This is a genomic window from Catenulispora sp. EB89, assembly GCF_041261445.1.
GTDB lineage: Bacteria > Actinomycetota > Actinomycetes > Streptomycetales > Catenulisporaceae > Catenulispora.
This window is the reverse complement of record NZ_JBGCCU010000006.1, coordinates 185,004-210,724: the sequence shown is the minus strand read 5'-3', so window position 1 is coordinate 210,724 and position 25,721 is coordinate 185,004. Positions and strand designations below refer to the sequence as shown.

The 25,721-nt window shown below is 71.8% G+C and carries 21 protein-coding genes and 1 tRNA gene; 14 read left to right on the top strand and 8 right to left on the bottom strand.

The features are described from left to right. The first annotated feature begins 4 nt into the window (after positions 1 to 4). Both ABH920_RS15390 and ABH920_RS15385 read left to right on the top strand, forming a co-directional pair. Positions 5 to 940: an NAD-dependent epimerase/dehydratase family protein gene (locus ABH920_RS15390; protein WP_370349646.1), complete on the top strand. Its 936-nt coding sequence runs from the start codon at positions 5 to 7 to the stop codon at positions 938 to 940. A 17-nt stretch (positions 941 to 957) separates the two neighbouring features. Next, positions 958 to 2,046, top strand: coding sequence for a glycosyl hydrolase (locus ABH920_RS15385; protein WP_370349645.1), 1,089 nt, complete (start codon positions 958 to 960; stop codon positions 2,044 to 2,046). A gap of 466 nt (positions 2,047 to 2,512) precedes the next feature. Here the strand turns inward: ABH920_RS15385 and ABH920_RS15380 are convergent, their stop codons facing one another. Beyond that, the gene (locus tag ABH920_RS15380; RefSeq protein ID WP_370349644.1) at positions 2,513 to 3,235 is read right to left on the bottom strand and encodes a polysaccharide deacetylase family protein; all 723 of its coding nucleotides are present in this window, start codon (positions 3,233 to 3,235) and stop codon (positions 2,513 to 2,515) included. A gap of 214 nt (positions 3,236 to 3,449) precedes the next feature. On the opposite strand from ABH920_RS15380, the gene hpnC reads away from it, so the two are divergent. The 7 genes from hpnC to hpnH are packed head-to-tail and all read left to right on the top strand — an operon-like array spanning position 3,450 to position 11,189. After that, positions 3,450 to 4,373: a squalene synthase HpnC gene (gene hpnC, locus ABH920_RS15375; protein ID WP_370349643.1), complete on the top strand. Its 924-nt coding sequence runs from the start codon at positions 3,450 to 3,452 to the stop codon at positions 4,371 to 4,373. Between the two features lie 5 nt (positions 4,374 to 4,378). Then, positions 4,379 to 5,257, top strand: coding sequence for a presqualene diphosphate synthase HpnD (gene hpnD / locus ABH920_RS15370; RefSeq protein WP_370349886.1), 879 nt, complete (start codon positions 4,379 to 4,381; stop codon positions 5,255 to 5,257). After that, positions 5,254 to 6,588, top strand: coding sequence for a hydroxysqualene dehydroxylase HpnE (gene hpnE / locus ABH920_RS15365; protein ID WP_370349642.1), 1,335 nt, complete (start codon positions 5,254 to 5,256; stop codon positions 6,586 to 6,588). Before hpnD ends, hpnE begins: the two co-directional genes overlap by 4 nt. Beyond that, positions 6,585 to 7,601 carry a polyprenyl synthetase family protein gene (locus ABH920_RS15360; RefSeq protein WP_370349641.1) on the top strand — a complete coding sequence of 339 codons (1,017 nt, stop codon included), beginning with the start codon at positions 6,585 to 6,587 and terminating at the stop codon, positions 7,599 to 7,601. Before hpnE ends, ABH920_RS15360 begins: the two co-directional genes overlap by 4 nt. 12 nt (positions 7,602 to 7,613) lie before the next feature. Continuing rightward, a complete protein-coding gene (shc, locus tag ABH920_RS15355; protein ID WP_370349640.1) occupies positions 7,614 to 9,509 on the top strand; it encodes a squalene--hopene cyclase in 1,896 nt (631 codons plus the stop codon). After that, on the top strand, positions 9,506 to 10,147 hold the full coding sequence (locus ABH920_RS15350) for a hypothetical protein (RefSeq protein ID WP_370349639.1): 642 nt from the start codon (positions 9,506 to 9,508) through the stop codon (positions 10,145 to 10,147). Before shc ends, ABH920_RS15350 begins: the two co-directional genes overlap by 4 nt. 37 nt (positions 10,148 to 10,184) lie before the next feature. Continuing rightward, positions 10,185 to 11,189 carry an adenosyl-hopene transferase HpnH gene (hpnH, locus tag ABH920_RS15345; RefSeq protein WP_370349638.1) on the top strand — a complete coding sequence of 335 codons (1,005 nt, stop codon included), beginning with the start codon at positions 10,185 to 10,187 and terminating at the stop codon, positions 11,187 to 11,189. A gap of 136 nt (positions 11,190 to 11,325) precedes the next feature. Here hpnH and ABH920_RS15340 read toward each other — a convergent pair whose 3' ends face one another. Continuing rightward, on the bottom strand, positions 11,326 to 11,961 hold the full coding sequence (locus ABH920_RS15340; protein WP_370349637.1) for a TetR family transcriptional regulator: 636 nt from the start codon (positions 11,959 to 11,961) through the stop codon (positions 11,326 to 11,328). Positions 11,962 to 12,060: 99 nt separating this feature from the next. Here ABH920_RS15340 and ABH920_RS15335 point away from each other — a divergent pair, with 99 nt between their 5' ends. After that, positions 12,061 to 13,053, top strand: coding sequence for an aldo/keto reductase (locus ABH920_RS15335; protein ID WP_370349636.1), 993 nt, complete (start codon positions 12,061 to 12,063; stop codon positions 13,051 to 13,053). Positions 13,054 to 13,094: 41 nt separating this feature from the next. Here the strand turns inward: ABH920_RS15335 and ABH920_RS15330 are convergent, their stop codons facing one another. From ABH920_RS15330 to dxs, 3 genes are read right to left on the bottom strand one after another with little or no spacing between them, the layout of a single operon-like run. Beyond that, a complete protein-coding gene (locus ABH920_RS15330) occupies positions 13,095 to 13,865 on the bottom strand; it encodes an SDR family NAD(P)-dependent oxidoreductase (protein WP_370349635.1) in 771 nt (256 codons plus the stop codon). After that, positions 13,862 to 14,977, bottom strand: coding sequence for a flavodoxin-dependent (E)-4-hydroxy-3-methylbut-2-enyl-diphosphate synthase (ispG, locus tag ABH920_RS15325; protein ID WP_370349634.1), 1,116 nt, complete (start codon positions 14,975 to 14,977; stop codon positions 13,862 to 13,864). Before ispG ends, ABH920_RS15330 begins: the two co-directional genes overlap by 4 nt. 48 nt (positions 14,978 to 15,025) lie before the next feature. Next, positions 15,026 to 16,987 (bottom strand): 1-deoxy-D-xylulose-5-phosphate synthase, encoded by a 1,962-nt coding sequence (gene dxs, locus ABH920_RS15320; RefSeq protein ID WP_370349885.1) that lies wholly within the window; start codon positions 16,985 to 16,987, stop codon positions 15,026 to 15,028. Positions 16,988 to 17,457: 470 nt separating this feature from the next. On the opposite strand from dxs, the gene ABH920_RS15315 reads away from it, so the two are divergent. Both ABH920_RS15315 and ABH920_RS15310 read left to right on the top strand, forming a co-directional pair. Next, positions 17,458 to 19,614 carry an ABC transporter ATP-binding protein/permease gene (locus tag ABH920_RS15315; protein ID WP_370349633.1) on the top strand — a complete coding sequence of 719 codons (2,157 nt, stop codon included), beginning with the start codon at positions 17,458 to 17,460 and terminating at the stop codon, positions 19,612 to 19,614. A gap of 179 nt (positions 19,615 to 19,793) precedes the next feature. Beyond that, a complete protein-coding gene (locus ABH920_RS15310; RefSeq protein ID WP_370349884.1) occupies positions 19,794 to 20,969 on the top strand; it encodes a pyridoxal-phosphate dependent enzyme in 1,176 nt (391 codons plus the stop codon). 104 nt (positions 20,970 to 21,073) lie between these two features. On the opposite strand, the gene ABH920_RS15305 is transcribed toward ABH920_RS15310, so the two are convergent. Together ABH920_RS15305 and ABH920_RS15300 are read right to left on the bottom strand one after the other, a co-directional pair. After that, the gene (locus ABH920_RS15305) at positions 21,074 to 21,697 is read right to left on the bottom strand and encodes a TMEM165/GDT1 family protein (protein ID WP_370349632.1); all 624 of its coding nucleotides are present in this window, start codon (positions 21,695 to 21,697) and stop codon (positions 21,074 to 21,076) included. Positions 21,698 to 21,864: 167 nt separating this feature from the next. Then, the gene (locus ABH920_RS15300) at positions 21,865 to 22,350 is read right to left on the bottom strand and encodes a hypothetical protein (RefSeq protein WP_370349631.1); all 486 of its coding nucleotides are present in this window, start codon (positions 22,348 to 22,350) and stop codon (positions 21,865 to 21,867) included. Positions 22,351 to 22,632: 282 nt separating this feature from the next. Here ABH920_RS15300 and ABH920_RS15295 point away from each other — a divergent pair, with 282 nt between their 5' ends. Both ABH920_RS15295 and ABH920_RS15290 read left to right on the top strand, forming a co-directional pair. After that, positions 22,633 to 23,778 (top strand): hypothetical protein, encoded by a 1,146-nt coding sequence (locus ABH920_RS15295; RefSeq protein ID WP_370349630.1) that lies wholly within the window; start codon positions 22,633 to 22,635, stop codon positions 23,776 to 23,778. Positions 23,779 to 23,879: 101 nt separating this feature from the next. Continuing rightward, a tRNA-Arg gene (locus ABH920_RS15290) sits at positions 23,880 to 23,952 on the top strand. A 281-nt stretch (positions 23,953 to 24,233) separates the two neighbouring features. Here ABH920_RS15290 and ABH920_RS15285 read toward each other — a convergent pair. Next, entirely contained in the window at positions 24,234 to 25,631 is a 1,398-nt protein-coding gene (locus ABH920_RS15285; protein ID WP_370349629.1) for a tyrosine-type recombinase/integrase, read from the bottom strand. Positions 25,632 to 25,721: the final 90 nt, after the last annotated feature.

Genomic DNA, 25,721 nt, shown 5'->3' with positions numbered 1-25,721 from the left:
GCTGATGCGCACGGTCGTCACCGGGGGCTGCGGTTTCATCGGCTCGCACGTCGTGGACGCGCTGGTCGAGGCCGGCCACGACGTCGTGGTCGTGGACAACGTGATCACCAAGCTCAACCCGTCCGCCGAGTACCGCCAGGCCGACATCCTGGACCTGGCGCAGCTCACCGGCGCGCTGGACGGCGGCGAGGCGGTGTTCCACCTGGCCGCCGCCGCGGACGTCAACGAGGTCGCCGCCGATCCGGTGCGGGCGCTGCGGCTGAACGTCGAGGGCACCGGCAACGCGCTGGAGGCCGCGCGGCGCACCGGGATGAACCGGTTCGTGCTGGCCAGCACGGTGTGGGTGTACGGGGCGGCGCACGCCGACGGCGAGGGCGGCGACGCCGAGCTCACCGAGGACGTGCCGTTCGACCTGCGGCGCAGCGGGCACCTGTACGTCGCGACGAAGCTCGCCGCGGAGATGGCGGTGCAGAGCTACCGCGAGCTGTACGGACAGCACTTCACGATCCTGCGCTACGGCATCCCCTACGGCCCGCGCATGCGCGACGCCCTGGTCGTGGCGAAGTTCGTGCAGGCCGCGCTCGCCGGACAGCCGATCACCATCGCCGGCGAAGGCCGCCAGACCCGCAACTACGTCTACGTCCGGGACCTGGCCGCCGCGCACGTGCTCGCACTGTCCCCGACCGCCGAGGACGAGACCATCGCACTGGAGGGCACCACGCCGATCTCGGTCCGGCAGATCGCCGACACCGTGGACGGCCTGCTCGGCCCGATCACCGTGCAGCAGGTCCCGGCCCGCGCCGCGGACTACGACGGCACGCGCATCTCCAACGCCAAGGCCAAGCGGCTGCTGGGCTGGTCGCCGACGACCGGGTTCACCGAGGGCGTGCGGCGCTACGTCGAATGGTTGCGGGCCGGCCAAGAACATCGCGTCGGCTGAGGCGGAGGCTCGCGACCATGCCGCACGCGCTGCTTCTGAGCGGGTCCCTGGGCCAGGGACACGACGTGATGGCGGCAGCCTGCGCGGATTCGCTGCACGACCGGGGCTGGACCACGGCCACCGTGGACGCGATGGCGCTGCTCGGCCGCCGCTCCGGCGCGGCAGGCGAGGCGGTGTTCCGCCGGCTGCTGGCGGTACCCGGGGTGTACGACGCGTTCCACTTCTCGGCACTGCGCCCGGGCAACCGCCTGGCCCGCTACACCGAGAAGGCGGCGGTATCGCGGCTGGCGCCACGGGTGCGAGAGCTGCTGGAAGGGTCGCCGGCGGACCTGGTGGTGTCGGTGTTCGCCACCGCCGCCGGCGCGGTCGACGCCGTGCACCGCGAGGGCGGCAACGTCCCGCCGCACATGGTGTTCTGCACGGACGTCACGCCGCACCGGCTGTGGGTGCACGACAGCACCGACCTGTTCCTGGTGACGTCGGAGGCTGCGGCAGCCGGCGTGCGGCGCTACCGGCCGGACGCGAGGATCGCGGTGGTCCCGGCGCCGCTGCGGCCGGCGTTTTACGCGCCGCCGACCAAGGAGGAGGCGCGCAAGGAGTTCGGGGTCCCGGCCGACGCGCGATGCGTGCTGCTGATGTCGGGGGCCTGGGGGCTGGGGCCGGTCGCCTCCGCGGCGGCCGCTTTGGGCGAGGCGGGGGTGCACGTGCTGGCGGTCGCCGGACGCAACCGCGAGCTGGAGGCACGACTGCGGGCCGTGGAGCGGTGGGAGCCTCGCGTGCACGCACTCGGCTACTCCGATCGAGTGCCCGCACTGATGGCGGCGGCGGACCTCGTGGTCACCAGCTCGGGGGACACCTGCAGCGAGGCACGAGCCATCGGCCGCCGCCTCCTCCTGCTGGACGTGGTGCCCGGCCACGGCCGCGACAACCTGCAACACGAACTGGAACTCGGCCACGCGGACGTCACGAGCGCAGCCCCCCGCGCCCTGGCACGCGCGGCACTGGCCGCATTGGAAAGACCCACGCCGCCACCCTCGATCGGCGCCGAGCGCGGGCCGTGGGAGGCGGCTTTCGGCGCGGCGCTGAGCGGCGTGGGGCTGAGCTGATGCGGGGCGCGGCGGTTGCTCTGTGGGAGTTAGCGCCTCGCGATGCAATGGCGCTCGCCGCGCTGCTGCAGGGCCCGGGCACCGCCGCTGCGCCGAAGGAGTTAGTCCTTCGCGATGCGCTGCTGTCCGCGCACGCGTGTGTTGCCGCTTGCTGCTGCGGTGCCGCTGTGCCGCTGTGTCGGGGGAGTTTGTGCCTCGCGATGCACCGGCTCTCGCCGTGCCGTGGTCCGCGCACACGCGTGTTGCCGCTAGCCACCGGGGCGCGGCTGTTCCGGCGGAGTTCGCGCCTCGCGATGCACTGGCTCTCGCCGCACTGCTGCACATGTGCCCGGGCACCGCCGCTGCTCCGAAAGAGTTACTGCCGCGCGACAGCGATGCTCGGTGCGCTGTTGCCTGTGCGTGCGCGGGCCGCATGTCGTTCAGCGTCGCGGCTACTCCAAAAGAGTTAATCCCGCCGGAGCCGCTCTCAGAAGTGCTCCGCCAAAGCACCCACATCCCACCCCGCGCGCCGGCAGCTCTCCACGATCCCCGGTACCGCCTCCAGCGTCGTCCGCCACGCCTCGCCGCGGCCGTCCGGCGTGGTGTCGTGCAGCAGTACCGTCGTGCCGCCGCCGAGCGTGCCGAGCACCGTGCGCTGCACCTCGGCGGCCGTGCGCTGCTCCTCCCAGTCCTTCCCCCACGCGCCCCACAGCACCGGTCGCAGCTCCGCGCGGCGGGCTGCGCGCCAAAGTCCCGTGGTCAGCACGCCGAACGGGGGCCGGAACCATACCGGCCGGGTCCCGCTCGCCTGCTCCACCACGTCCCTGGCCAGTCGCAGTTCCGTCACGTCCCGGCCGAAGCGCGGCAGCCACTGCGGGTCGTGCGTCCATCCGTGGACCGCCACCTCGTGTCCCCTTGCCGCGGTCTCGGCGACGACATCCGGGTGCCGTGCCACGCGCGAGCCGAGGACGAAGAACGTCGCGCGTACCTCCAGCTCGTCCAGCAGGTCCAGGAAGTGCGGGGTGCTGATCGGGTCGGGGCCGTCGTCGAAGGTCAGGGCCACGTGGTCGCTGCGGCCTCGGGCCGCCAGGCCCGGCATCAGCCGGTCGCGGACCGGCGGCAGCCAGCTCGCGGCGGGGCCGATGTGCGCCAGGGCCAGCCCGGCCACGCCGATCGCCGCGCCCGTTGTCGCGACAGCCGCCGAACGCATGCCGGGGACTTTCCCGGGCCGGGGCCGATCACACCCCGGTCGCCGATCACACCCCGGCGCGGACCCCCGAATGATCCCCGAACACCCCCGAACGACCCCCGAATCAACACCTTTCCGCCTACCGGGCGGTTGAGGACCCTCGAATGGATCAGGAAAAGGGGACGGGAGGGCCGAGTGCTGATTGCGTTGCTGGAGAGGCGAAGGGATTCCACTGATGCTGAAGGCCAGCCGGCTCGACACCCCTGGCGGCCCCGGTCCGCGGGCGGCGGGTGCCACGCGTCCTGGTGCCACGCGTCCCGGTACCGGCGACCCGGCCATGCCGCCCGAGCGGACCATCCGGGAGAACTTCCCGGTGGCGCTGCGCATCCTCCCGGCCCGGCACCGGGTCGCGCTCGGCGCCGTCTACCGGTACGCCCGCCTGATCGACGACATCGGCGACGAGGCGCCGCCGGCCGAGCGCGGGCGGCTGTTCGACCTGGTGGACCGGGACATCGACCGGATCTTCGCCGGCACCGCCCCGGAGCTGCCGGCGCTGCGCGCCATCGGGCTGGTGGCGCGCGAGCACGGCATCCCGGAGGCGCCGCTGCGCAAGCTGGTCCAGGCCAACCGCCAGGACCAGGAGATCCACCGCTACGCCACCTGGGACCAGCTCGTCGAGTACTGCGCGCTGTCCGCCGACCCGGTCGGGCACCTGGTGCTGCACGTCTTCGACGCCGCGTCCCCCGAACGGCTCGCGCTGTCCGACCACATCTGCACCGCGCTGCAGGTCATCGAGCACTGCCAGGACGTCGCCGAGGACTTCGCCGACGGCCGGGTCTACCTGCCGGCCACCGACCTCAAGCTCTTCGGCTGCACCGACGCCGACCTGGGCGCCGCGACCACCCCGACCAGGCTGCGCGGCGTGGTGGCCCGCAACGCCGACCGGGCCGCCGAGCTGCTGGACGCGGGCGCCCCGCTGATCGGCAAGCTCGACGGCTGGGCCCGGGTCGCGGTCGCCGGCTACCTGGCCGGCGGCCGCGCCACCCTGGCGGCGCTGCGCGGCGGCGCCTACGACGTGCACGCCGCCCGCCTGCGCCCGAGCCGCGCCCGGACGCTCGGCGAAGCTCTGCTGATCCTCGGAAGGGACGTGGCCAAGTGACCCGAGTGACCCCGTTGAATGCCGGGCCGCAGGAGGCCTACGAATACTGCGAACGGGTGGTCCGCGCCCGGGCCCGGAACTTCGCCTACGGGATCCGCCTGCTGCCCACCACCAAACGCCAGGCCCTGTCCGCGGTCTACGCCTTCGCCCGGCGCGTCGACGACATCGGCGACGGCTCGGAGACCCGCGGCGAGCGCCTGGCGCGGCTGGCGGTGGCCCGCGACGACCTGCACCACCTCACCGAGCGCCCCGAGGACCCGGTGCTGGTGGCGCTGGCCGACGCCGCGCAGCAGCACCCGATCCCGCTGGCCGCCTTCGACGAGCTCATCGACGGCTGCGAGGCCGACGTCCGCGGCACCGACTACGCCACCCCCGACGAGCTGACGTTCTACTGCCGCTGCGTCGCCGGCTCCATCGGCCGGCTCTCGCTCGGCGTCTACGGCGTCGACCCCGCGCGCCAGGAGGAGGCCTCCGGCTACGCCGACTCCCTCGGCGTCGCGCTCCAGCTCACCAACATCCTGCGCGACGTGCGCGAGGACGGCCTGATGGGCCGCGTCTACCTGCCGGCCGACGAACTGGTCCGGCACGGCTGCACGCTCAAGATCGACGAGCACGGCCGCTTCGTCGACGCCGACACCGACCTCGCCGCCCTGGTCCGCGACCAGGCCGCGGCCGCCCGCGGCTGGTACGACGCCGGCCTGAAGCTGCTGCCGCTGCTGGACCGCCGCAGCGCCGCCTGCACGGCCGCGATGGCCGGCATCTACCGGCGCCTGCTCATCCGCATCGCCGAGCAGCCGATCAGCGCCCTGAACTCCCGGATGTCGCTCCCGGCCTGGGAGAAGGGTGTCGTCGCGGCCCGCGCGCTGGCGGGGGTCACCCCGTGAGCGTCGCGATCGTCGGCGGCGGCCTGGCCGGGATCTCGGCGGCCGTCGCCCTGCAGGAAGCCGGGATCGACGTGGAGCTGTACGAGGCGCGCCCGCGCCTCGGCGGCGCCACGCACTCCTTCCAGCGGGCCGGCTCCGACGGCGGCCCGGACCTGACGGTCGACAACGGCCAGCACGTCATGCTGCGCGCCTTCACCGCCTACCGGGGCCTGCTCGACCGCCTCGGCACCGGCGACGGCATCGACATCCAGGACCGCTTCGATCTGCGGGTCCTGACCCCGGACGAGCGGCCCGCGGCCCGGCTGCGCCGCACCGGTCTGCCCGGCCCTCTGCACCTGCTCCCGGCCCTGGCCAAGTACTCCCTGCTCACCCCGGCCGAGCGGCTGCGCGCCGCCTCGGCCTCGCTGGCGATGGGCAAACTGGACCCCGCCGACCCGGCCCTGGACGCGATCAGCCTCGGCGACTGGCTCGACCAGCACGGCCAGGACGACCGCACCCGCCGCTACCTGTGGGAGCTGTTCGTCACCGCCGCCCTGAACTGCGGTGTCGACGAGGCCTCGCTCGGGCTGTCGGCGATGGTGATCCAGACCGCGCTGCTCGGCAGCTCCACCGCCGCCGACATCGGCGTCCCCCGCATCCCCCTCGGGGAGCTGCACGGCCGCGCCGCCGAGAAGAAGCTGCGCGGCGTGCACCTGAAGACCAAGGTCGAGCAGGTCGTCTCCGGGACCCGGCTGGTCGTCGACGGCTTCCCGGTGGACGCCGAGGCGGTGATCGTCGCGGTGCCGCACCCGGCCGCCGCCGCGCTGGTGCCGCAGGCCGCGTGCCCGGACCGGGAGCGCTGGGCCGGGCTGGCGTCCTCGCCGATCGTCGACGTGCACGTGCTCTACGACCGGCCGGTGATGGACACCTCCTTCGCCGCGGTCGTCGACTCGCCGGTGCAGTGGGTCTTCGACCGCACCGCCGCCGCCGGACTCGGCCAAACCCACGGCCAGTACGTCAGCAGCGTCGTCTCGGCCGCCGGGCAGTGGATCGACGCGCCGGTCGCGCAGATCCGCGAGACGTTCCTGCCGGCGCTCGCCGAGGTGCTGCCGCGCACCCGGCGCGCGGAGGTCACCGAGTTCTTCGTCACCCGGGAGCGGCACGCGACGTTCCGCCAGGCCCCGGGCTCCGCGGCCCTGCGCCCGCCGGCCGCGACCGGCGTACCAGGGCTTTTCCTCGCCGGCGCGTGGACCGCCACGGGCTGGCCCGACACCATGGAGGGCGCGGTGCGCAGCGGGCTGACGGCCGCCGCCCTGTGCCGTCGCCACCTGCAGAAAGGCACCGACCGATGACAGTCGTCCCGCACGCCGTGACCGCCGGCCGCGAAATGGTGGAGGCGGCGATGCGCGCCGCCGTCGAACGGCTGGACCCCCGGATGCGCCGGGTCGCCGCCTACCACTTCGGGTGGGTCGAGGCCGACGGCTCGGCGCCGCAGGGCCCGACCGGCGGCAAGGCCCTGCGACCGGCGATGGCGCTGCTGTCCGGCCGCGCCGCCGGCGCCGACATGGCGCGCGTGGTGCCGGCCGCGGTCGCGGTCGAGTTCGTGCACGCCTTCTCGCTGCTGCACGACGACGTCATGGACAACGACCGCATGCGCCGGCACCGCCCGGCCGCCTGGACCGTCTTCGGCGTCCCGGCCGCGATCCTGGCCGGCGACGCGCTGCTGGCGCTGGCCGAGGAGGTGCTGCTGGACCGCGGCACCGCCGGCGCGCACCGCGCCGCCCGCCACATAGCCGCCACCACCCGCAAGCTGATCGCCGGCCAGGCCCTCGACCTGGGCTTCGAGACCCGGACCGACGTCACCCTCGACGAGTGCACCGTGATGTCGATGGACAAGACCGCGGCGCTGTTCGCCTGCTCCTGCTCGATCGGCGCGGTGCTGGCCGAGGCCCCGAACCGGCTGGCGCTGGCGCTGTCCGGGTTCGGCGAGGACCTGGGCCTGGCCTTCCAGCTCGTCGACGACCTGCTCGGCATCTGGGGCGAGCCGGAGGTGACCGGCAAGCCGGTGCTGAACGACCTGCGCTCGCGCAAGAAGTCGCTGCCGGTGACCGCGGCCCTCGGGTCCGGCACCCCGGCCGCCGGGCGGCTGGCGCTGCTGTACACGCAGTCCGAACCGCTCACCGAGCCGCAGCTGGTCGAGGCGGCTTCGCTGATCGAGGAGGCCGGAGGCCGGGCCTGGGCCGAGAACGCCGCCGACGCCCGGATCGCCGCCGCCCAGGACCGGCTGGCCACCGCCGACATCCCCGACGACGTGCGGGACGAGTTCCTCGCCGTCGCGCGCTTCGTCACCCATCGGGACAACTAGGTAGGGATACCTGTGACAGACGTCATCGACAAGGCCGTGAGCGCGAGCGGGTCCTCCGACTCCTCCGGTTCCCCCGGAGCCTCCGAGGCCGCCGCGACGCTCAAGGCCGCCGCCGACCACCTGCTCGGCCTGCAGAACGCCGCCGGCTGGTGGAAGGGCGAACTCGAGACGAACGTCACGATGGACGCCGAGGACCTGCTGTTGCGCCAGTTCCTCGGGATCCGCACCGCCGAGGAGACCGCCGAGGCCGCCGCCTGGATCCGCTCCCAGCAGCGCGCCGACGGCACCTGGGCCAACTTCTTCGACGGCCCGGCCGACCTGTCGACGACCATCGAGGCCTACGCCGCGCTGCGGATGGCCGGCGATCCGCAGGATGCCGCGCACATGGCCGCCGCACGCACTTTCATCCTGGAGTCCGGCGGCATCGAGGCCAGCCGGGTCTTCACCCGGATCTGGCTGGCGCTGTTCGGCGAATGGCCGTGGTCGGACCTGCCGGTCATGCCGCCGGAGCTCATCTACCTGCCGAAATGGTTCCCGCTGAACGTCTACGACTGGGCCTGCTGGGCCCGGCAGACCGTGGTGCCGCTGACCATCGTCAACGCCCTGCGTCCGGTGCGCGAGCTCGGCTTCGACCTCAGCGAGCTGCGGACCGGCCGCCGCACCCCGGCCAAGCGCGGCTTCTTCACCACGCTGGACCGCGCGCTGCACGTCTACGAACGGCGCCCGCTGCGCTCCGTCCGCGACGCCGCCCTGCGCCGTTCCGCCGAGTGGATCATCGCGCGGCAGGAGGCCGACGGGTCCTGGGGCGGGATCCAGCCGCCGTGGGTGTACTCGCTGATGGCGCTGAACCTGCTCGGCTACGGCGTCGACCACCCGGTGATGCGCAAGGGCATCGAGGGCCTGAACGGGTTCATCATCCGCGACGAGCGCGGACGCCGCCTGGAGGCGTGCCAGTCCCCGGTGTGGGACACCGTCCTGGCGATGACCGCGCTGCGCGACGCCGACCTGCCCGAGGACCACCCGGCCCTGGTCAAGGCCGCCGACTGGGTGCTCGGCGAGGAGATCACCAACCCCGGCGACTGGTCGGTGCGGCGCCCCAAGGTCGCCCCCGGCGGCTGGGCCTTCGAGTTCGACAACGACGGCTACCCCGACACCGATGACACCGCCGAGGTGCTGCTCGCGCTGAACCGCGTCGCGCACCCGGACGCGGCCCCCGCGATCCGCCGGGGCGTCGAATGGCTGGAGGGCATGGCCTGCAAGGACGGCGGCTACGGCGCCTTCGACGCCGACAACACCCGCACCCTGGCGCTCAAGCTGCCGTTCTGCGACTTCGGCGCGGTCATCGACCCGCCGACCGCCGACGTCACCGCGCACACGCTGGAAGCGTACGCGGCGCTGGGACGCGGCGGCTCGACCGCCTCGCGGCGCGCGCTGGACTGGCTGGTCAGGGAGCAGGAGAGCGACGGGTCGTGGTTCGGGCGCTGGGGCGCCAACCACGTCTACGGCACCGGCGCCGTGGTCCCGGCACTGGTCGCAGCTGGCGTCGATCCGGAGGACGAGATGATCCGCCGGGCCGTCCGCTGGCTGGAGGAGCACCAGAACGACGACGGCGGCTGGGGCGAGGACCTGCGTTCCTACCGCGACAAGCGGTGGGTCGGGCGCGGGGTGTCGACCGCGTCGCAGACCGCGTGGGCGCTGCTGGCGTTGCTGGCGGCGGGGGAGGAGCGAGGGATGGCGGTCGAGGCCGGAGTCCGGTTCCTGACTCGCACGCAGCGCGCGGACGGGACCTGGGACGAGGACCACTTCACCGGCACCGGCTTCCCCGGCGACTTCTACCTGAACTACCACCTGTACCGGCTGGTGTTCCCGATCAGCGCGCTGGGCCGCTATGTGAAGGCCCTGTCATGACTGATCTCCTTGTCTGCGCGGCACTCGGCATCGAAGCCCGGGCCCTGAAGACCGACGGCCTGCGGGTCGAGCGCGTCGGCATGGGCATCCGGCGCGCCGAGGAGTTCGCGCAGCGGGACCCGGCCTTCGACGTGCTGGCCGTCGCGGGGTTCGGCGGCGCCACCGACGGCTGCCTGAAGCCGGGGGACGTGGTCGTCGCCGACGAGGTGCGGCGCGGGGAGCGGGTGATCGAGTGCCCGTGGGCGGACTCGATCGCGTTCGCGCTGGAACAGCACCTGATACTGGAGCCCGAACTCGACGAGGCGCCGGAGCCGCACACCGCGCACGCTCTGATCACCGCCGGGCGGAAGACGCCCGCGGTCGTCACCGGCCCGATCGCCACCGTCGACCACGTCGCGAACTCCGAGGACCTGACCCGGCTGGCCGGACAGGGCGTGACCACGGTGGACATGGAGTCGTTCCCCCTCGTCGCGACCGCCCGCGGCCGGCCCTTCGCCGTCATCCGGGTCGTGGTCGACACTCCGGACCACCCACTGGTCCGTCCCTCGACCCTCCGCGCGGGCCTGATCGCCCGCAAAAGACTCCAAGCCATCGGCACCGTGCTGCGGCACTGGGCCACAGCTCTCGAACACGTCTGAGAAGAACATCCGCACAACCAGCAAGGAGGCGCGGAACATGGGAATGCCGGTCCGCCAGAGCGTCCGCATCGGAAGCTACATCCTGGGCAACAAACTGCGCCGCCGCGAGAAGTTCCCCCTCCTGGTGGAGCTGGAACCGCTGTTCGCCTGCAACCTGGCCTGCGCCGGCTGCGGCAAGATCCAGCACCCCGCGGCGGAGCTGAAGAAGCGCATGCCGATCGAGCAGGCGCTCGCCGCGATGCGCGAATGCGGGGCGCCGATGGTCTCCATCGCCGGCGGCGAGCCGCTGATGCACCCGCAGATCGGCGAACTCGTCGACGAACTGGTGAAGATGAAGCGCTACGTGTTCCTGTGCACGAACGCGCTCCTGATCCCGAAGAAGCTGGACCGCTTCAAGCCCTCGCGCTACTTCACGTGGGTGGTCCACCTGGACGGCCTGCGCGAACGGCACGACGAGTCGGTCTGCAAGGAAGGCGTCTTCGACGAGGCCGTGGCCGCCGTCCGCGAACTGCGCCGCCGCGGCTTCCGCGTGACGACGAACACGACCATCTTCGACACGGACTCGCCCCAGGACGTGATCGACATCCTGGACTACCTGAACGACGACCTGCGCGTCGACCAGATGATGATCAGCCCCGGCTACGCCTACGAGAAGGCCCCGGACCAGGAGCACTTCCTGCCGGTGAAGCAGACCCGCGAGCTGTTCCGCAAGGCGTTCGCCGACGGCAACCGCCAGCGCTGGCGCCTGAACCACAGCCCGCTGTTCCTGGACTTCCTGGAGGGCAAGACCGACTTCCCCTGCACGGCCTGGGCCATCCCGAGCTACTCGCTGTACGGCTGGCAGAAGCCCTGCTACCTGATGTCGGACGGCTACGCGGCGACGTACAAGGAGCTGCTGGAGGAGACCGACTGGGACAGCTACGGCCGCGGCAACGACCCGCGCTGCGCGAACTGCATGGCGCACTGCGGGTACGAGCCGACCGCCGTGTTCGCCACGCTCGGCTCACTGCGCGAGTCGGTGCGGGCGCTGCGGGAGGGTTAGGCGCGGCGGCCGGGAGCTGCGGCGCGCCGTGTGAAATGCCGGGTGTCGGCGGCGGCGAGCACGCGCCGCACCGCACCGCATTGCACCGCAGGATGCCAGGCCCCGGTGGCGGCGGACACGCACCGCACTGCCGGAACTAGACCTCGGCGGCCGGGAACATGCGCTGCACCGCGGCGATGATCGCCGCGCGCCGGGCCGCCGGCGAAGGTTCGCGCACCAGCCCGGCCTCCGCCGAAGCGAGGCCGAGCTGCCCGGCCCAGGCGGTGGCGATCTGGTGCACGAAGATCAGGATGTCGAGGGGCTCCCAGGCGGGATCCAGCTGCCCGGCCTCCTGGGCCCGGCGCAGCTGCTCCACCTTGAACCGGATGGTCTTGTGCATGGGGCTGTCCAGATCGGGGGTTCCGGGGAACTCCAGCCGGCCCCAGTCCATCAGCCGGTGCCGGTCGGGGTGTCGGACGAAGTAGTCGTGGATCCGTCCGGCGTACTCGGGCAGGTCGGCCGGGTCCATGCGGGCCGCCTCGGCCACCGCGGCCAGTTCCCGGTCGGCGACGTACCGGTAGAGCGCTTCCTTGCTCCGGAAGTGCGCGTAGACGCGTTCCTTGCTCGTCTTCGCCGCCTTCGCGATCCGTTCGATGCGGGCGCCGGCGATCCCGTGCTGCGCGAACTCGGCCGTGGCCGCCGCGACGATGCGGTCGCGGGTGGAGTCGCCGCCGGGGTCGGTGGCGTCTGCGCCGGTCTGTGCGCCAGTCTGTGCGCCGGCCTGAGGGGGCATCCGCCAAGTCTAGCCGGGCCGAACCGTTCGGTTTGGCCGGCGGCCGGGTTCCGGATAGAGTCCAAACCGAACCGTTTGGTTTGGACTAAGGAGCACGGTATGCGACAGCGGACACTCGGTACCCAGGGACTGGCGGTCTCCGAGCTCGGCTACGGCGCGATGGGCCTGACCATGGCCTACGGCCCGGGCGACGAGCCGGAAGGCGTCGCCGCCCTCCAGCGCGCCCACGACCTGGGCGTCACCTTCTTCGACACCGCCGAGCTCTACGGCTACGGCACCGGGTCCAACGAGATCCTGGTCGGCGCGGCGGTCAAGGGCTTCCGCGACGAGGTGGTCCTGGCCACCAAGTTCGGCTTCGACCTCTCGACCCGGCCCGCGCCGGGCACCCCGATCGGCCTGAACAGCCGGCCCGACAACATCCGCCGGGTCGCCGACGCGAGCCTGCGCCACCTCGGCACCGACCACATCGACGTCCTCTACCAGCACCGCGTCGACCCCGGCGTGCCGATCGAGGACGTCGCCGGCACCGTCAAGGAACTCATCGACGCCGGCAAGGTCAAGTACTTCGGCCTGAGCGAGGCCGGACCCGAGACGATCCGCAGGGCGCACGCCGTGCAGCCGGTCTCCGTCCTGCAGACCGAGTACTCCCTGTTCGAGCGGGACGCCGAGCAGCTCTTCCCGACCCTGGACGAACTCGGCATCGGCTTCGTCGCCTACTCCCCGCTCGGCCGCGGCTTCATCACCGGCGCCGCCAAGCCCGCCGACCAGTACGACGAGACCGACATCCGCAACATCGACCCGCGCTGGCAGCCCGGCAACTTCGAGAAGAACGTCGAGGCCGTCGACCGGCTCACCCGGCTCGCCGCGGGCAAGGGCAGCACCGTGGCGCAACTCGCCCTGGCCTGGCTGCTGACGCGCGGCGAGCACATCGTGCCGATCCCCGGTACCCGCAGCCGCGCGCGGATGGAGGAGAACATCGGCGCCGCGGACGTCGTCCTGTCCGAGGCCGACCTCGCCGCCGTCGACGAGATCCTGCCGCACGGCGGGTTCGGCGCGCGCTATCAGGAAGCTTCGCTCCCCACCTGGATCTGAGTGTCCTGCAGGCGCGCGAACCGGTTCGGGCGGGGCATTGCTCACCCCTGCCCGAACCGGCCTTCCAACCACCGATAGACCCCCGGCGCCACGCCCTGCACCGCCACCGGCACCCGCAACCACCGTGGCACGAACACCTCCGCCGCCCCCCGCTCCACGCACCGCACGACCGCATCAGCCGCCGTCTCCACGGGAATCGGCTTCGGCCACCGCCGCGCGTAGGGCGCCCCGCGCCGCTCGAAGAACGGCGTCGCGATCACCCCCGCCACGACCACCCCGACGTCGACCCGCGTGCCGCGCAATTCCGCACGCAAGCTGTCCGCGAAACAGCCGAGCCCCGCCTTGCTCGCCGCGTACACCGCCTCGCCCCCCACGCCGACCCGCCCCGCGATCGAGCTGACGAACACCAGCCGCCCGGCGTCCCGCTCCCGCATCCCCGGCAGCAGCGCACGCGTCAACGCGATCGGCGCCGCCAGATTCACCGCCAGCAGCCGCTCCGCCGTCCCCGCCGGCATCGCCCCGAAGCTTCCCTCCCACCCGAACCCCGCGTTGTTCACCAGCACCTCGACCCGCCCCGCCCCGACCTGCAGAGCCCGCTCCGCGAGTCGTTCGGCCTCGCCCTCGCGTGCCAGGTCCGCGCACACCGGCACGCCGTCGACCGCCATCGCCACCGCAGCCGTCGCCTGCTCATCGCGGCCGTGCACCACCACGCGGTAGCCGCGCTCGGCCAACGCCGCAGCCGTCACCGCGCCGATGCCCGACGACGAACCGGTCACGAGCGCGACCCCCCGGTGCGCGTGCCCCCCGCTCATGACCCCTCGGACAGCGCCAGCGCCTCCTCCACCAGCGCCTCGACGATCTGCCCCTCGGGCACCGTCCGCACCACCTCGCCGCGCACGAAGATCTGGCCCTTGCCGTTGCCCGACGACACCCCGATGTCCGCCTCGCGCGCCTCCCCGGGCCCGTTCACCACGCACCCCATCACCGCGACCCGCATCGGATGCGGGAACCCCTCGAACGCCGCCTGCACCCGCTCGGCCAGCTTGTACACGTCCACCTGCGCGCGCCCGCACGACGGACACGACACGATCTCCAGATGCCGCCGCCGCAACCCCAGCGATTCCAGAATGCTGATACCGACCTTGACCTCTTCGACCGGCGGCGCGGACAGCGACACCCGGATCGTGTCCCCGATCCCCTCCGACAGCAGGATCCCGAACGCCACCGCCGACTTCACCGTCCCCTGCATCAGCGGCCCGGCCTCGGTGACGCCGAGGTGCAGCGGGTAGTCGCACTGCTCCGACAACAACCGGTACGCGGCCACCATCACCAACGGATCGTGGTGCTTCACCGAGATCTTGATGTCCCGGAACCCGTGCTCCTCGAACAGCGAGCATTCCCAGAGTGCTGATTCGACCAGCGCCTCGGGCGTCGCCTTGCCGTACTTCTCATAGAGGCGCTTGTCCAGGGATCCGGCGTTCACTCCGATCCGAATCGGGATCCCGGCATCCTCGGCGGCGCGCGCGATCTCGCCGACCTTGTCGTCGAAAGCCTTGATATTGCCCGGATTCACGCGGACCGCCGCGCAGCCGGCGTCGATCGCCGCGAACACGTACTTCGGCTGGAAGTGGATGTCGGCGATGACAGGGATCTGCGACTTCTTCGCGATCGCCGGCAGCGCGTCGGCGTCGTCCTGCGACGGCACCGCGACCCGCACGATCTGGCAGCCGGCCGCCGTCAGCTGCGCGATCTGCTGCAGCGTGGCGTTCACGTCGGCGGTGAGCGTCGTGGTCATCGACTGCACGGACACCGGCGCGCCGCCGCCCACCGGCACGCCGCCGACGTCGAGCTGCCGACTGATCCTTCGTCGCTCGCGGGTTCCCGCGCTCGGGAAGGCAGGCAGTCCGAGGTCGATGGCGTTCACAGTGTTCTCCTCGTTCTCCACATCGGAAAAGCGGCGGCCGGAGCGGCGTCAACCGCGCGGAACCTGGGGAATCTGTGGAACCCGTGGAATCTCAGGGATCTCCATCAGCTCCAGGCTGTCCGGCACGCTGATCCGAGGCCCGACCCGAGGCCCGGCCCGCAGCCCGTCGACCACCGTCGCGACGATGTCCCGCACCGCCATCCCCGCGCTCTCCAGAATCTCCTCGCGCCCGCCGGCCGCCAGGAACTCCTGCGGGAGTCCCATCACCCGGACCGGCGTCGTCGACTCCGCGTCCGCGCACGCCTGCGCCAACGCCGTCCCCATCCCGCCGCTGCGCACACTGTCCTCGACGGTCACCACCAGCCGGTGCCGGTCGGCCAGATGTGCCAGATGCGGGTTGATCGGCAGGATCCACCGCGGGTCGACCACCGTCGCCCCGATGCCCAGCCGGTCCAGTTCCTCGGCGGCGGCCAGGCAGGTTCGCGCGGTCACGCCGGCCGCGACGATCAGCACGTCCAACGGCCGTCCCGCCGCGCGGTACAGGATGTCGACGCCGTTCATCCGAGCGTGCGCCTCGATATCCGGCCCCGCTTCGGCCTTCGGGAAGCGGACCACGGTCGGCGCGTCGTCGACGGCCACCGCCTCCCGCAGCAGTTCCGCCAGCCGCGCCGGGTCGCGGGGCGCCGCCAGCCGCAGGCCCGGGACCACGCCGAGGATCGCGCTGTCCCACATCCCGTGGTGCGAGGCCCCGTCCGGCCCGGTGACCCCGGCCCGGTCCAGGACGAACGTGACGCCCGCCTTGTGCAGGGCCACGTCCATGACCACCTGGTCGAAGGCCCGGTTCAGGAACGTCGAGTACACGCACACCACCGGGTGCAGCCCGGCGGCGGCCAGCCCTGCCGAGGAGCACACCGCATGCTGCTCGGCGATGCCGACGTCGAAGATCCGCTCCGGGAACCGGCCGGCGAACTCGCCGAGGCCGACCGGCAGCACCATCGCCGCGCTGACGCACACGACGTCGGGCCGCTCGGCTCCGATCGCGCCCATCTGCTCGCCGAACACCTCGGTCCAGCTCTTCTTCGGGGCCTTGGTCGGCGTCCCGGTGTGCGGGTCCACGACGCCGACCGCGTGCATGCGGTCCGCCTCGTCGCACTCCGCGGGGGCGAAGCCGCGGCCCTTGGTCGTGATCACGTGCACCAGCGACGGCCGGCCGAGCGCCGCCGCCTCGCGCAGCGCCTGCTCGGTGGCGGTGATGTCGTGGCCGTCGACCGGGCCGACGTAGGCCAGGCCGAGGTCGCCGAACAGGTGCCGGGCGCGGTGTTCTGCGTGTTCTGCGTGCTCTGCGGCCTCGTCGTGGTCTCGGTGCTCTCCGCGGTCTCGGCGCTCTCCGTGCTCTCCCTGCTCCGCGCGCAGGCCGCCCAGGTGGGTCGCGATGCCGCCGACCGTCGGCGCGTAGGCGCGGCCGTTGTCGTTCAGCACGATCACCACCGGCCGGTCACTCGCCCCGGCCAGGTTGTTCAGCCCCTCCCAGGCCAGCCCGCCGGTCATCGCGCCGTCGCCGATCACCGGCACGACGTGCCGCCGGGCCGGGTCACCGGAGCCGTCGGCCAGCTCGCCGCGCAGCTGGAACGCCTTGGCGATGCCGTCGGCGTAGCTCAGCGCGGTCGAGGCGTGCGAGTTCTCGATCCAGTCGTGCGCCGACTCGGTCCGCGAGGGGTAGCCGGACAGGCCGCCGCGCCGGCGCAGGGTGTCGAATCCGGGCGCGCGGCCGGTGAGGATCTTGTGGACGTAGCTCTGGTGCCCCGTGTCGAACAGCAGCACGTCGTGCGGCGAGCGGAACGCCCGGTGCAGCGCGATGGTGAGCTCCACCACGCCGAGGTTCACCCCGAGGTGACCGCCGACCGCGCACACCTTCTCAATTAAGAAGCCGCGGATCTCCTCGGCCAGCGCGGCGAGCTCGACGGAGTCCAACCCCGCCAAGTCCTCCGGACCCAATACCCGCTCCAACACCGGGCCGGCGCTCCGCCGCCGAGGTGCCGAAGACGACGACGAAGACTTGGCGGTCGTCCGCATAGGGACTCCTAACACTCGCCTACCATCGCGGCGCGGGAAACAACTTGTGTGACTCCCACCGCACCAGGGTGGTCGCGAACGGCTCGCCGCGCGTGCCCGGCGGGGCTGGTGCGATCACCGTGATTCGGGTGTCGTGCCTGGTCAGAACTCTGTGCCCGAGGCCGGCGGGATTCTGCTCGGGTTGGCCTGTTCGGGCGAACCGGGGGCGCGTAAACCTCTTTGCACGGCTGCGGAAAGTGTCAGCGCAACTACGCAGAGGCCCAGATTGCGGCCGAGGACTTGCAAAAGAGTAAGAATCACAAGATCGATGCGTGAAACGGCGTCCATGTGCTACACACTGGGAATCCACGCGCAGTCCACCTATGTCGGACAGCGAAGGCGACAGCCGATCCGGCAAGGCAGGGAAGATGCAGGTTGAGCTCGAAGACCGCCCCGAGGCGGCAAGGACCACCAGCACGGCCGTGACCCCCGTTCCGGCGCTGACCCTGACCGCTACGGAGGTAGCGGTGGAGGTCGGGACGACGATGGCGCTGCCCGCCGGGGTGGCCTTGGCGGCGTCGATGGCCGCGGCTACGGAGACCGCCACGGCGGTTCCGGTGGCCGCGGCGCCGGCTCCCACACCCGCACCGGTTGCGGTGCGCCCCCCGATCGCTCCTGTCGCCCCGGGCACTCCCGCCGCCCTGTCCACCCGCGGCCTGACCGTCACCGTCAAGCACCGCGGCGTGGTGAAGACCCTGCTCGACGACGTCGGCTTCGACGTCCCCGAGCAGGCCCTGGTCGCCGTCATCGGCCCCTCCGGCTCCGGCAAGTCGACCCTGCTGCGCGCGCTGACCGGCTCCCGTCCCGCCGACTCCGGCTCGGTCCGCTACGCCGGCCACGAACTGTGCGCCGAGTACTCCGTGCTCCGCCACCGAATAGGCCTGGTCCCGCAGGACGACGTCCTGCACGCCCAGCTCACGGTGAAGGCCGCGCTCCGCTACGCCGCCGCCCTCCGCTTCCCCCAGGGCACCACCGCCGAGCAGCGCGAGCGCCGCATCGACGAGGTCCTGACCGACCTGCGCCTGACCGAGTTCGAGGGCAACAAGGTCGCCACCCTGTCCGGCGGCCAGCGCAAGCGGGTGTCCGTGGCGCTGGAGCTGCTGACCAAGCCCTCGGTCCTGTTCCTCGACGAGCCGACCTCCGGCCTGGACCCGGGCATGGACCGCGACGTCATGCGCATGCTGCGCTGCCTGACCGACGAGGGCCGCACGGTGCTCGTGGTCACGCACTCGGTCGCCGAGCTCCAGGCCTGCGACCTGCTGCTGGTGATGGCGCCCGGCGGGGGAGTGGCGTACTACGGGCCGCCGCAGGAGGCGCTGGCGTTCTTCGAGTGCGAGACGTGGGCGGACGTGTTCCTCGCGTTCTCGTGCCGGCGCGGGTACGACTGGGCCGGGGCGTATCGCTCGTCCGAGTACCACCTCACGTACTGCGCGGAGTCGCCTGGCGCGACGACGCTTCCTTCACCGCGGTCTTCGAGCGAGGACTTTGGTCCCGGAGAGTCCCGGGATTCTGACGCTGCGTCGACCATCACCGCGACCGGCGCCGCCCCGACTGCGACCCTGACTGCGACCCCGACTGCGACTCCGGCGCCCTCCGCCGCAGCTCCCGACTCCTCCGCCGCCGCGCCGGCCAAGGCTGCCGTCGCCCCGTCCTCCTGCTACTCCTCGCCCCGCGCCTCCCAGAGCTGGGGCTCACAGCTCCGCACCCTCATCCGCCGCTATCTCGCGGTGATCTCCGCCGACCGCGGCCACCTGATGCTCCTCGCCGCCCTCCCGATGATCATGGGCGTCCTGAGCCTGGCCATCCCGGCCTCCTCCGGCCTGGCCGCGGCCTCCGGCGGCGACAAGAACACCGACGCCCCGACCGTGCTCCTGGTCCTGGCCGTCGGCGCCTGCCTGACCGGCGCCGCCAACGCGGTCCGCGAGCTGATCAAGGAACGCGGCGTCTACGACCGAGAACGTGCCGCAGGGCTATCGCGCTCGGCGTACGTGATGTCCAAAGCGATCGTTCTGGGCGTGATCACCGCGACCCAGACCATCGTCCTGTCGGCGGTCTGCCTGCTGCCCCGCCGCCTGCCGGCCCACGGCCTGCTCATCTCCGGCACCGCGGTCCCCGAACTGATGCTGGCGGCCGTCCTGCTCGGCGTCACCTCGATGCTCCTCGGCTTGGTCGTCTCCGCGGTCGTCCGCACCACCGAGAAGACCATGCCCCTCCTGGTCCTGATCACGATCGTCGAAGTCGTCTTCTGCGGCTCCCTGTTCCCCCTCTTCCACAGCCCGGCCCTGGAACAACTGGCCTGGCTGTCCCCCTCCCGCTGGGCGGTCGCCGCCGAGGCCGCGACCATCAACCTGCCGACCATCATGGGCCCGCCCCAAGGCCGCACCACCACCGACCCGCTCTGGCAGCACTCCGTCCTGCAATGGAGCGCGGACATCGGGATGCTCGTCGTCCTCGGTGCGGCCTGCCTCGCCCTGGTGCTGCGGCTGCTGCGGCGGCACGAGTCCTCGCTGCTGCGCGGCTGCTGACCGGCGCTCCTGGCCTGCGCCCTTGCCTGCGCTCCTGACCTGCGGTTTCTGGCCCATGGCGGCGTTCGCTCGCCGATCATGGGATATTGACGGGCAGCGATCACATCCCTGACCCGGAGGCGACAGTGGCCGAACCGAAGGCACCGATTTCGGACCTGCCGCCAGCTCCCGGTCTGGCAGTGCGTTCGGACCGGTCGTGGAGCCCGAACCTCACCCTCCACTGCGCCGCCTGCGACACCCACCACCCCCTGCCTTCCCTCGCCTGGCGCTGCGCCAAGTGCCACGGCATCCTCCACCTGGCCGGCTTCACCCCCGCGTTCCCGACCGCGGCCGACCTGGCCCGCCGCCCGGCCACCCTCTGGCGCTACGCCGAAGCCCTCCCGCTCGCCGAGCCCGCCGCCATCACCCTCGGCGAGGGCATGACGCCGCTGGTCACCGCGCCCGGCCGACCGGACGTGCGGCTCAAGGTCGACTACCTGATGCCCACCGGCTCGTTCAAGGACCGCGGCGCCGTTCTCCTCGCCTCGCTCGCGAGCGGTCTGGCCGTCGATCGCATGGTCGCCGACAGCAGCGGCAACGCCGGCACGGCCGTCGCCGCGTACGCCGCCCGGGCCGGCATCGCCTGCGAGGTCTACGTCCCGGCCACGACGTCACCCGGCAAGGTCGCGCAACTCCGGGCCTACGGCGCCACCGTCCACCAGGTCCCCGGTTCCCGCGAGGACACCGCCGACGCAGCCGCCGAGGCCGCCGACACCCCCGGCACCCTCTACGCCAGCCACGTCCACAACCCCTTCTTCTTCCACGGCACCAAGACCTACGTCTTCGAGCTCTGGGAACAACTCGGCGGACGCCTCCCGGAGACCCTGGTCCTCCCGCTCGGCAACGGCACGCTCGTCCTCGGCGCCTACCTCGGCGCGCGCGAATTGCTCGCCGCCGGCCTGATCGACCACTTGCCGCGCATCGTCGCCGTCCAGGCCGCCCCCTGCGCACCCCTGGCCGCCGCCTTCCGGAACGGCCAGAACGAGCCCGCGACGATCACGCCCGAACCCACCGTCGCCGAAGGCATCGCCATCGCCCGCCCGGCTCGCGGCGCGCAGATCCTCGAAGCGGTACGCAGTACCGGCGGCACCATCACTACGGTTACCGACGACCAGGTCAGCTCAGCCCACGCCACCTTGGCCCGCGCCGGCCTTTACGTGGAGCCGACCGGCGCCGCGTGCTGGGCCGCGATCAGCGCCGGCCTCACCGCCGACGATGCCGACGGTCGCGACAACAAGCACGACCTACCTCTAGCGGTAGCGCCCCTGTGCGGCAGCGGCCTGAAATCCAAGCCACCGGCTGACCCACGTACATAAGTGCTTTGATTGCCCTGCCCTGCTTTGCCTTACCTTACCTCGCCTCGCCTCGCCTTGCCTCGCCTCGCCTCGCCTCGCCTCGCTTTACCTCGACTTGCTTCGCCTCAGCCTCGGATCGCGTCGACCAGGCTGATAGCCGCCAGCACTCCCATAATCGCCGCCGCGATCCGCGTGATCACCGTGATCGGCACCACCTTCAGCAGCCCGCGCCCGCCGACGATCGCCAGTCCGGCCACCGCCCACAGTCCGAGCGTGGCTCCGATGCCGACCGAGATCGGGTCGTGGTACTTGGCGGCGAGGTTGGCGGTGACGATCTGCGTCAGGTCCCCGAACTCGGCGACCAGGATCACGCCGAAGCTCATGCCGGCGACCCGCCGGAACGTCGCGGGCTTGTCCCCGCGCAGCTCCAGGTGCTCCTCTTCTTCCTCCTCCCCATGGCGTCCCCGCAACAGCAGGATGGCGCCCATCAGGAACAACGCGCCGACCACGGCGTGCAGCACCCGTCCGGGCAGCAGCGTCAGCAGGCTCCCGGCGGCGATGGCGAGCACGACGTGCACCAGGAACGCCGCGGCCGTGCCGACGAAAACCTGCGAAGGGCGATAGCGGGTCCCGAGCACCAGGGAGGCAAGAGCGGTCTTGTCCGGCAACTCGGCCAGGAAGACGATCCCGAACACGGTCAGGATGATGATCAAATCCACGCGAGGTGAGTCCTTCAAGTCGGGCCGCATCCGAGGCCCGATTTCGGGGAGGCTTCGGCGCGGCAGCTGTCGCTGCGGGCCGAAGGTCTTGCTCAACACCCTCGCGGGCATCCCGGGGGCCGGGCCCAGGCGGGCCAGTATGTCGACGTCCCGGCGTTGGAGCTACTCCCCTTCGCGGTGACCCCAGGATACCAGGATCACCCGCAGTCCCCGGCGCTGGCCGCCTGCTCCACCCACCCGGCCAGATCGATGATGTCCCGCGCGACGTCCACCGCCGCCCGCCCATCGGTCTTGACCCGCTGAACCCCCGCCGGCGCGACAGCCTCCAGATACGCGGCCATCGTGCCGCTCCGCAGAACGTGCGCCTCCAACTGACTCCCGACCTCGCGCCGCCCGAGCCGCCGCCGCGCCGTGTCATCATCCGCAGTCAGGAGCACGGACGTGATGCGCGCCCCTCCACCCACCGCGCGGTCGATGAGGTCGGGCTCAAGGACGGACACGGTGTTCGTATATATGAGCCTCCGGCACCCCAACGCGGCGTAGTTACGCCACATCGCCGCCAGATTCGCCTCGGTGATCGCACTCCGATCCGGATCACCCGCCGGCGCCGGAAAGATCTGGTCCAGGTTGTCCCCCTCAACCAGCGCATGCCCCACGCCAGCGACCCTGAGCTGGGCCGACACCTCCCACCCCGCAGTCGTCTTGCCGACCCCGGAGCGTCCGCCGATCAAGAGGACATCCGGCCCACCGCCCAGCCCCGCACCCAACCCCACAACCAACCACTCCTCGCCAAGTCCCCAAAGACCCCACCACCCGCCCCACCAGCACCATCAGAACACAAGCCACCCCAGACTTGCGCTCCGCAAGTTAGCGATATATCGTTAACGTATCGACAGCAACCAAAGACTGTCGCACACAAGCCAAAGACAGATCGGAGACGATCGTCACCCCCGAAAGAGGACACCATGAACACCCCCACCAGAACCCCCAACCCCGGCTCCCCGAACGAGCCCACCCCCCGCCGCCACCCCCGCGCCCCGCGCGCCCTCACCGCGGCCCCCCGCCCGGAGTTCGCCCCGCGCGACTCCCACATGGAGTGCGGCCCGGAGCGCCGTGGCCACTTCGGCCCGCGCGACTTCGGCGAGCGCGGCCCCCGTGAGCGCGGCTCCAGCGAGCGCGATTCCGGCCGCCGCGGCTCCGACCGACGTGGCCGTGACCGCCGCGACTCCCGCGACCGCAACTTCGACCGCCGCGGGTTCGACCCGCGCGAGTTCGGCTCCGCCCGCCGCGGCCCCAGCCCCGAAGCCTTCGCCCGCCCCGACTTCGCCGACCCCGACTTCGCCCCCGGCCACCGCTCCCGCGGTCACTTCGGCCCTTCTCGTCGCTCTCGCGGCGACTCCGCCGACCGCGACTTCGGCCCTGGCCGCCGCTCCCGCAGTGAGTTCGGCTCTCTTCGCCGCACCGGCGGTGACTTCGGCCCGTCCCGCCGCTCCCGCAGCGATTTCGCCGGCCCCGACTTCGGCCCCGGCCACCGCTCCCGCGGTGAGTACGGTTCTCCCCGCCGCACCCGCGATGACTTCGGCCCGTCCCGCCGCTTCCGCAGCGACTTCACCGGTCCCGACTTCGCCGACCGCGACTCCACCCCCCGCGGCACCCGCCGCCCCGACCTCGACCCCCGCACCACCCCCGACCCCAGCGCCCACTGCCACCACCACCACCACGCCGAGCACCGCGCCCCCCACCACGAGGAGCGCCACGCCGCCCGCCGTGACCAGCGCCGCGCCGAAGCCCGCGCGTACCGCGAGGAGCGCCGGTCCACCCACCGCGACCAGCACCACGCCGAGTCCCACGCCCAGCACCGCGCCGCCCGCCACGAAGCACGCCGAGCCGCCCGCGACTCCCGCGACCTCACCCCCGAGCAGCGCACCCGCCGCACCAACCTCCGCGCCACCCAAGAAGCGCTGAACGGCGCCGACCGCGCCCTCCGCAAACTCACCAACGCCTACCAGTCGGCCGTGAACACCCCCGACCCCACCCACCGCGACCAGGCCCGAGCGATCCTCGCCGCCGCCCGCCGCGACCTGCACACCATCCTCACCCCCGAAGCCTGACCACCCACCGGCCCCGCCACCAAGCGGGGCCGCACACCACCCGGAAACGTCAAGCTGGAACCCACCCCCGACCCGCTAAGATGAGCCCGCGTCGCCGCCAGGCCCTCGTAGCTCAGTGGATAGAGCACCGGACTTCTAATCCGATGGTCGCAGGTTCGAATCCTGCCGGGGGCACAGATCGAGTCGTTTCGACTATGTCGTTGACCTGGTGTTTTGTAGATTCGCTACTCGACTGGTCTGGACATCTTGACGGACCGTCAGGTGAATGGTCCAGGGATGGTCCAGGGTGGGCTCAAAGTGGGCTCGGAAGCGCCGTCGTCGGGTATTGATCAGGCCGCTCACCTGGGCCTCGATCAGCCGATGGATCGGCGAAGATGCCGTGGAACACGAAAACCGGCCGCAGGGACGATACGTCCCTGCGGCCGGTTTCTCGTTCGTGCCCGTCGGCGTTTAAGTCATGTGGCGGTGTTGATGGCTTGGGCGATGGCGTTGGCGGCGGCGTGCTTCAACTCGTCGAAGACGCTGGTGTAGGTGTCGCGGGTGATCGTTGTGGTGGAGTGCCCGAGCATCTCGGAGACTACTTTGACGTCGATGCCAGCCGCGAGTGCCAGGGTCGCGGCGCCGTGTCGGAGGTCGTGAAGTCGGATCGGTGGCAGGTCGGCTTCGGTGATCAGTAGCCGGAACTGGTCGCTCACCCATGACGGCGTGAGTTCGCCGCCGTCGGCGGTGGTGAAGACGAGCCCGGTGTCCTTCCAGCCTGTCCCAGCGGCAAGCCGTAGTTCGGCTTGGTGCCGGCGCCAGGCCTTGATCGCGGCGACGGTGGTGTCGTCCAAGGCGACGTCCCGCTCGCCTGCATCGGATTTCGGAGTGCTGGTGTGGATTACGCCGTCGACCTCGGTGACCTGCTGCACCACGCTCATGGTCTTTGCAGACGAGTCGAGGTCGATCCAGCGCTGGCCGAGGGCCTCGCCCCGCCGCAGTCCGGTGAAGGCGATCAGGTGGAATAGGGCGTAGAGCTCGTGACCTTTTGCCCGGTGCAGGAACGCTGCGGTTTGGCTTCGGGTCCACACCATTACCGGTGACGGTATCTGCCCGTTCTCGCGCCATCGTGTTTCCCGGACCGGTGTCCAGACCAGGGCTTTCGGTCGCTTCCCTGGCTCCAGGTCGGCCAGGGCGGCGACGTTCACGGTGATCAGCTGCTGGGTGCAGGCGGCGGACAGTCCCGAGCGTAGTGTCGCGCGGATCCGTTGCCGGGTTGCGGCGTTTGCTGGTCTTCGGAACGGCGGCATGGATGCCAGCTTTGTCTTCAACTCCCGTACCACCGCCCGATCGCCTCGTTTCCGGGCGGCCTTGATCTGGTTCTCGACTTCGCGGCGGGCGGTGTTCGCGGCTGGGATCGCTTCGGCCTCGCTAGCGATCGCGGTGAACATGGCATGCACGTGCGCGACTCGAAGCCGGTCCAACGGGATGTCTCCGAGGTGGGGGATGAGGTAGTTGTCGATGTGGGTCTGGTAGCTGACCACGGTGCCGCGCGACAGGCTGTTCTTGGCGCCGATCCACTCGGTCAGCCACTCCCCGACGGTGAGCTTGTTCATCACCGGCTGACCGAGCCGTGCGGCCTTGCGGATCTCCTCCACCTCCGGAAGCGGCATCTTCGCCTTCAACGCCACCCGGATCCGCTCCACGATGTCTGCCCGCAGCTTGTCGGCGGCGCCGGGCACGTCGTCCAGCTCGTCGGCGACGGCGACCAGCGCTCGGATCCGTTCCACGGCTTCCTGGGCCTTGTCGAAGGTGGCGATACCGCCCTGGGTCAGATGCGCGCGCGGCGCATCCGGTGCGGTGGCCACTTCCATCTGGAAGTGCCAGCTGCCGTGGTTGGAGTTCCAGCGCCCATTCGTCCGCCGCAGCTGGGGGCAGCCTGAGCCCAGCCGACGCATCCGCGG

Bases quoted from the DNA above. Each gene is read 5' to 3' on its own strand.
- ABH920_RS15390 (WP_370349646.1), top strand. From the start codon at position 5: ATGCGCACGGTCGTCACCGGGGGCTGCGGTTTCATCGGCTCGCACGTC.
- ABH920_RS15385 (WP_370349645.1), top strand. From the start codon at position 958: ATGCCGCACGCGCTGCTTCTGAGCGGGTCCCTGGGCCAGGGACACGAC.
- ABH920_RS15380 (WP_370349644.1), bottom strand. From the start codon at position 3,235: ATGCGTTCGGCGGCTGTCGCGACAACGGGCGCGGCGATCGGCGTGGCC.
- hpnC (WP_370349643.1), top strand. From the start codon at position 3,450: ATGCTGAAGGCCAGCCGGCTCGACACCCCTGGCGGCCCCGGTCCGCGG.
- ABH920_RS15360 (WP_370349641.1), top strand. From the start codon at position 6,585: ATGACAGTCGTCCCGCACGCCGTGACCGCCGGCCGCGAAATGGTGGAG.
- ABH920_RS15350 (WP_370349639.1), top strand. From the start codon at position 9,506: ATGACTGATCTCCTTGTCTGCGCGGCACTCGGCATCGAAGCCCGGGCC.
- hpnH (WP_370349638.1), top strand. From the start codon at position 10,185: ATGGGAATGCCGGTCCGCCAGAGCGTCCGCATCGGAAGCTACATCCTG.
- ABH920_RS15340 (WP_370349637.1), bottom strand. From the start codon at position 11,961: ATGCCCCCTCAGGCCGGCGCACAGACTGGCGCACAGACCGGCGCAGAC.
- ABH920_RS15335 (WP_370349636.1), top strand. From the start codon at position 12,061: ATGCGACAGCGGACACTCGGTACCCAGGGACTGGCGGTCTCCGAGCTC.
- ABH920_RS15330 (WP_370349635.1), bottom strand. From the start codon at position 13,865: ATGAGCGGGGGGCACGCGCACCGGGGGGTCGCGCTCGTGACCGGTTCG.
- ABH920_RS15315 (WP_370349633.1), top strand. From the start codon at position 17,458: ATGCAGGTTGAGCTCGAAGACCGCCCCGAGGCGGCAAGGACCACCAGC.
- ABH920_RS15305 (WP_370349632.1), bottom strand. From the start codon at position 21,697: ATGCGGCCCGACTTGAAGGACTCACCTCGCGTGGATTTGATCATCATC.
- ABH920_RS15295 (WP_370349630.1), top strand. From the start codon at position 22,633: ATGAACACCCCCACCAGAACCCCCAACCCCGGCTCCCCGAACGAGCCC.
- ABH920_RS15285 (WP_370349629.1), bottom strand. From the start codon at position 25,631: ATGGAAGTGGCCACCGCACCGGATGCGCCGCGCGCGCATCTGACCCAG.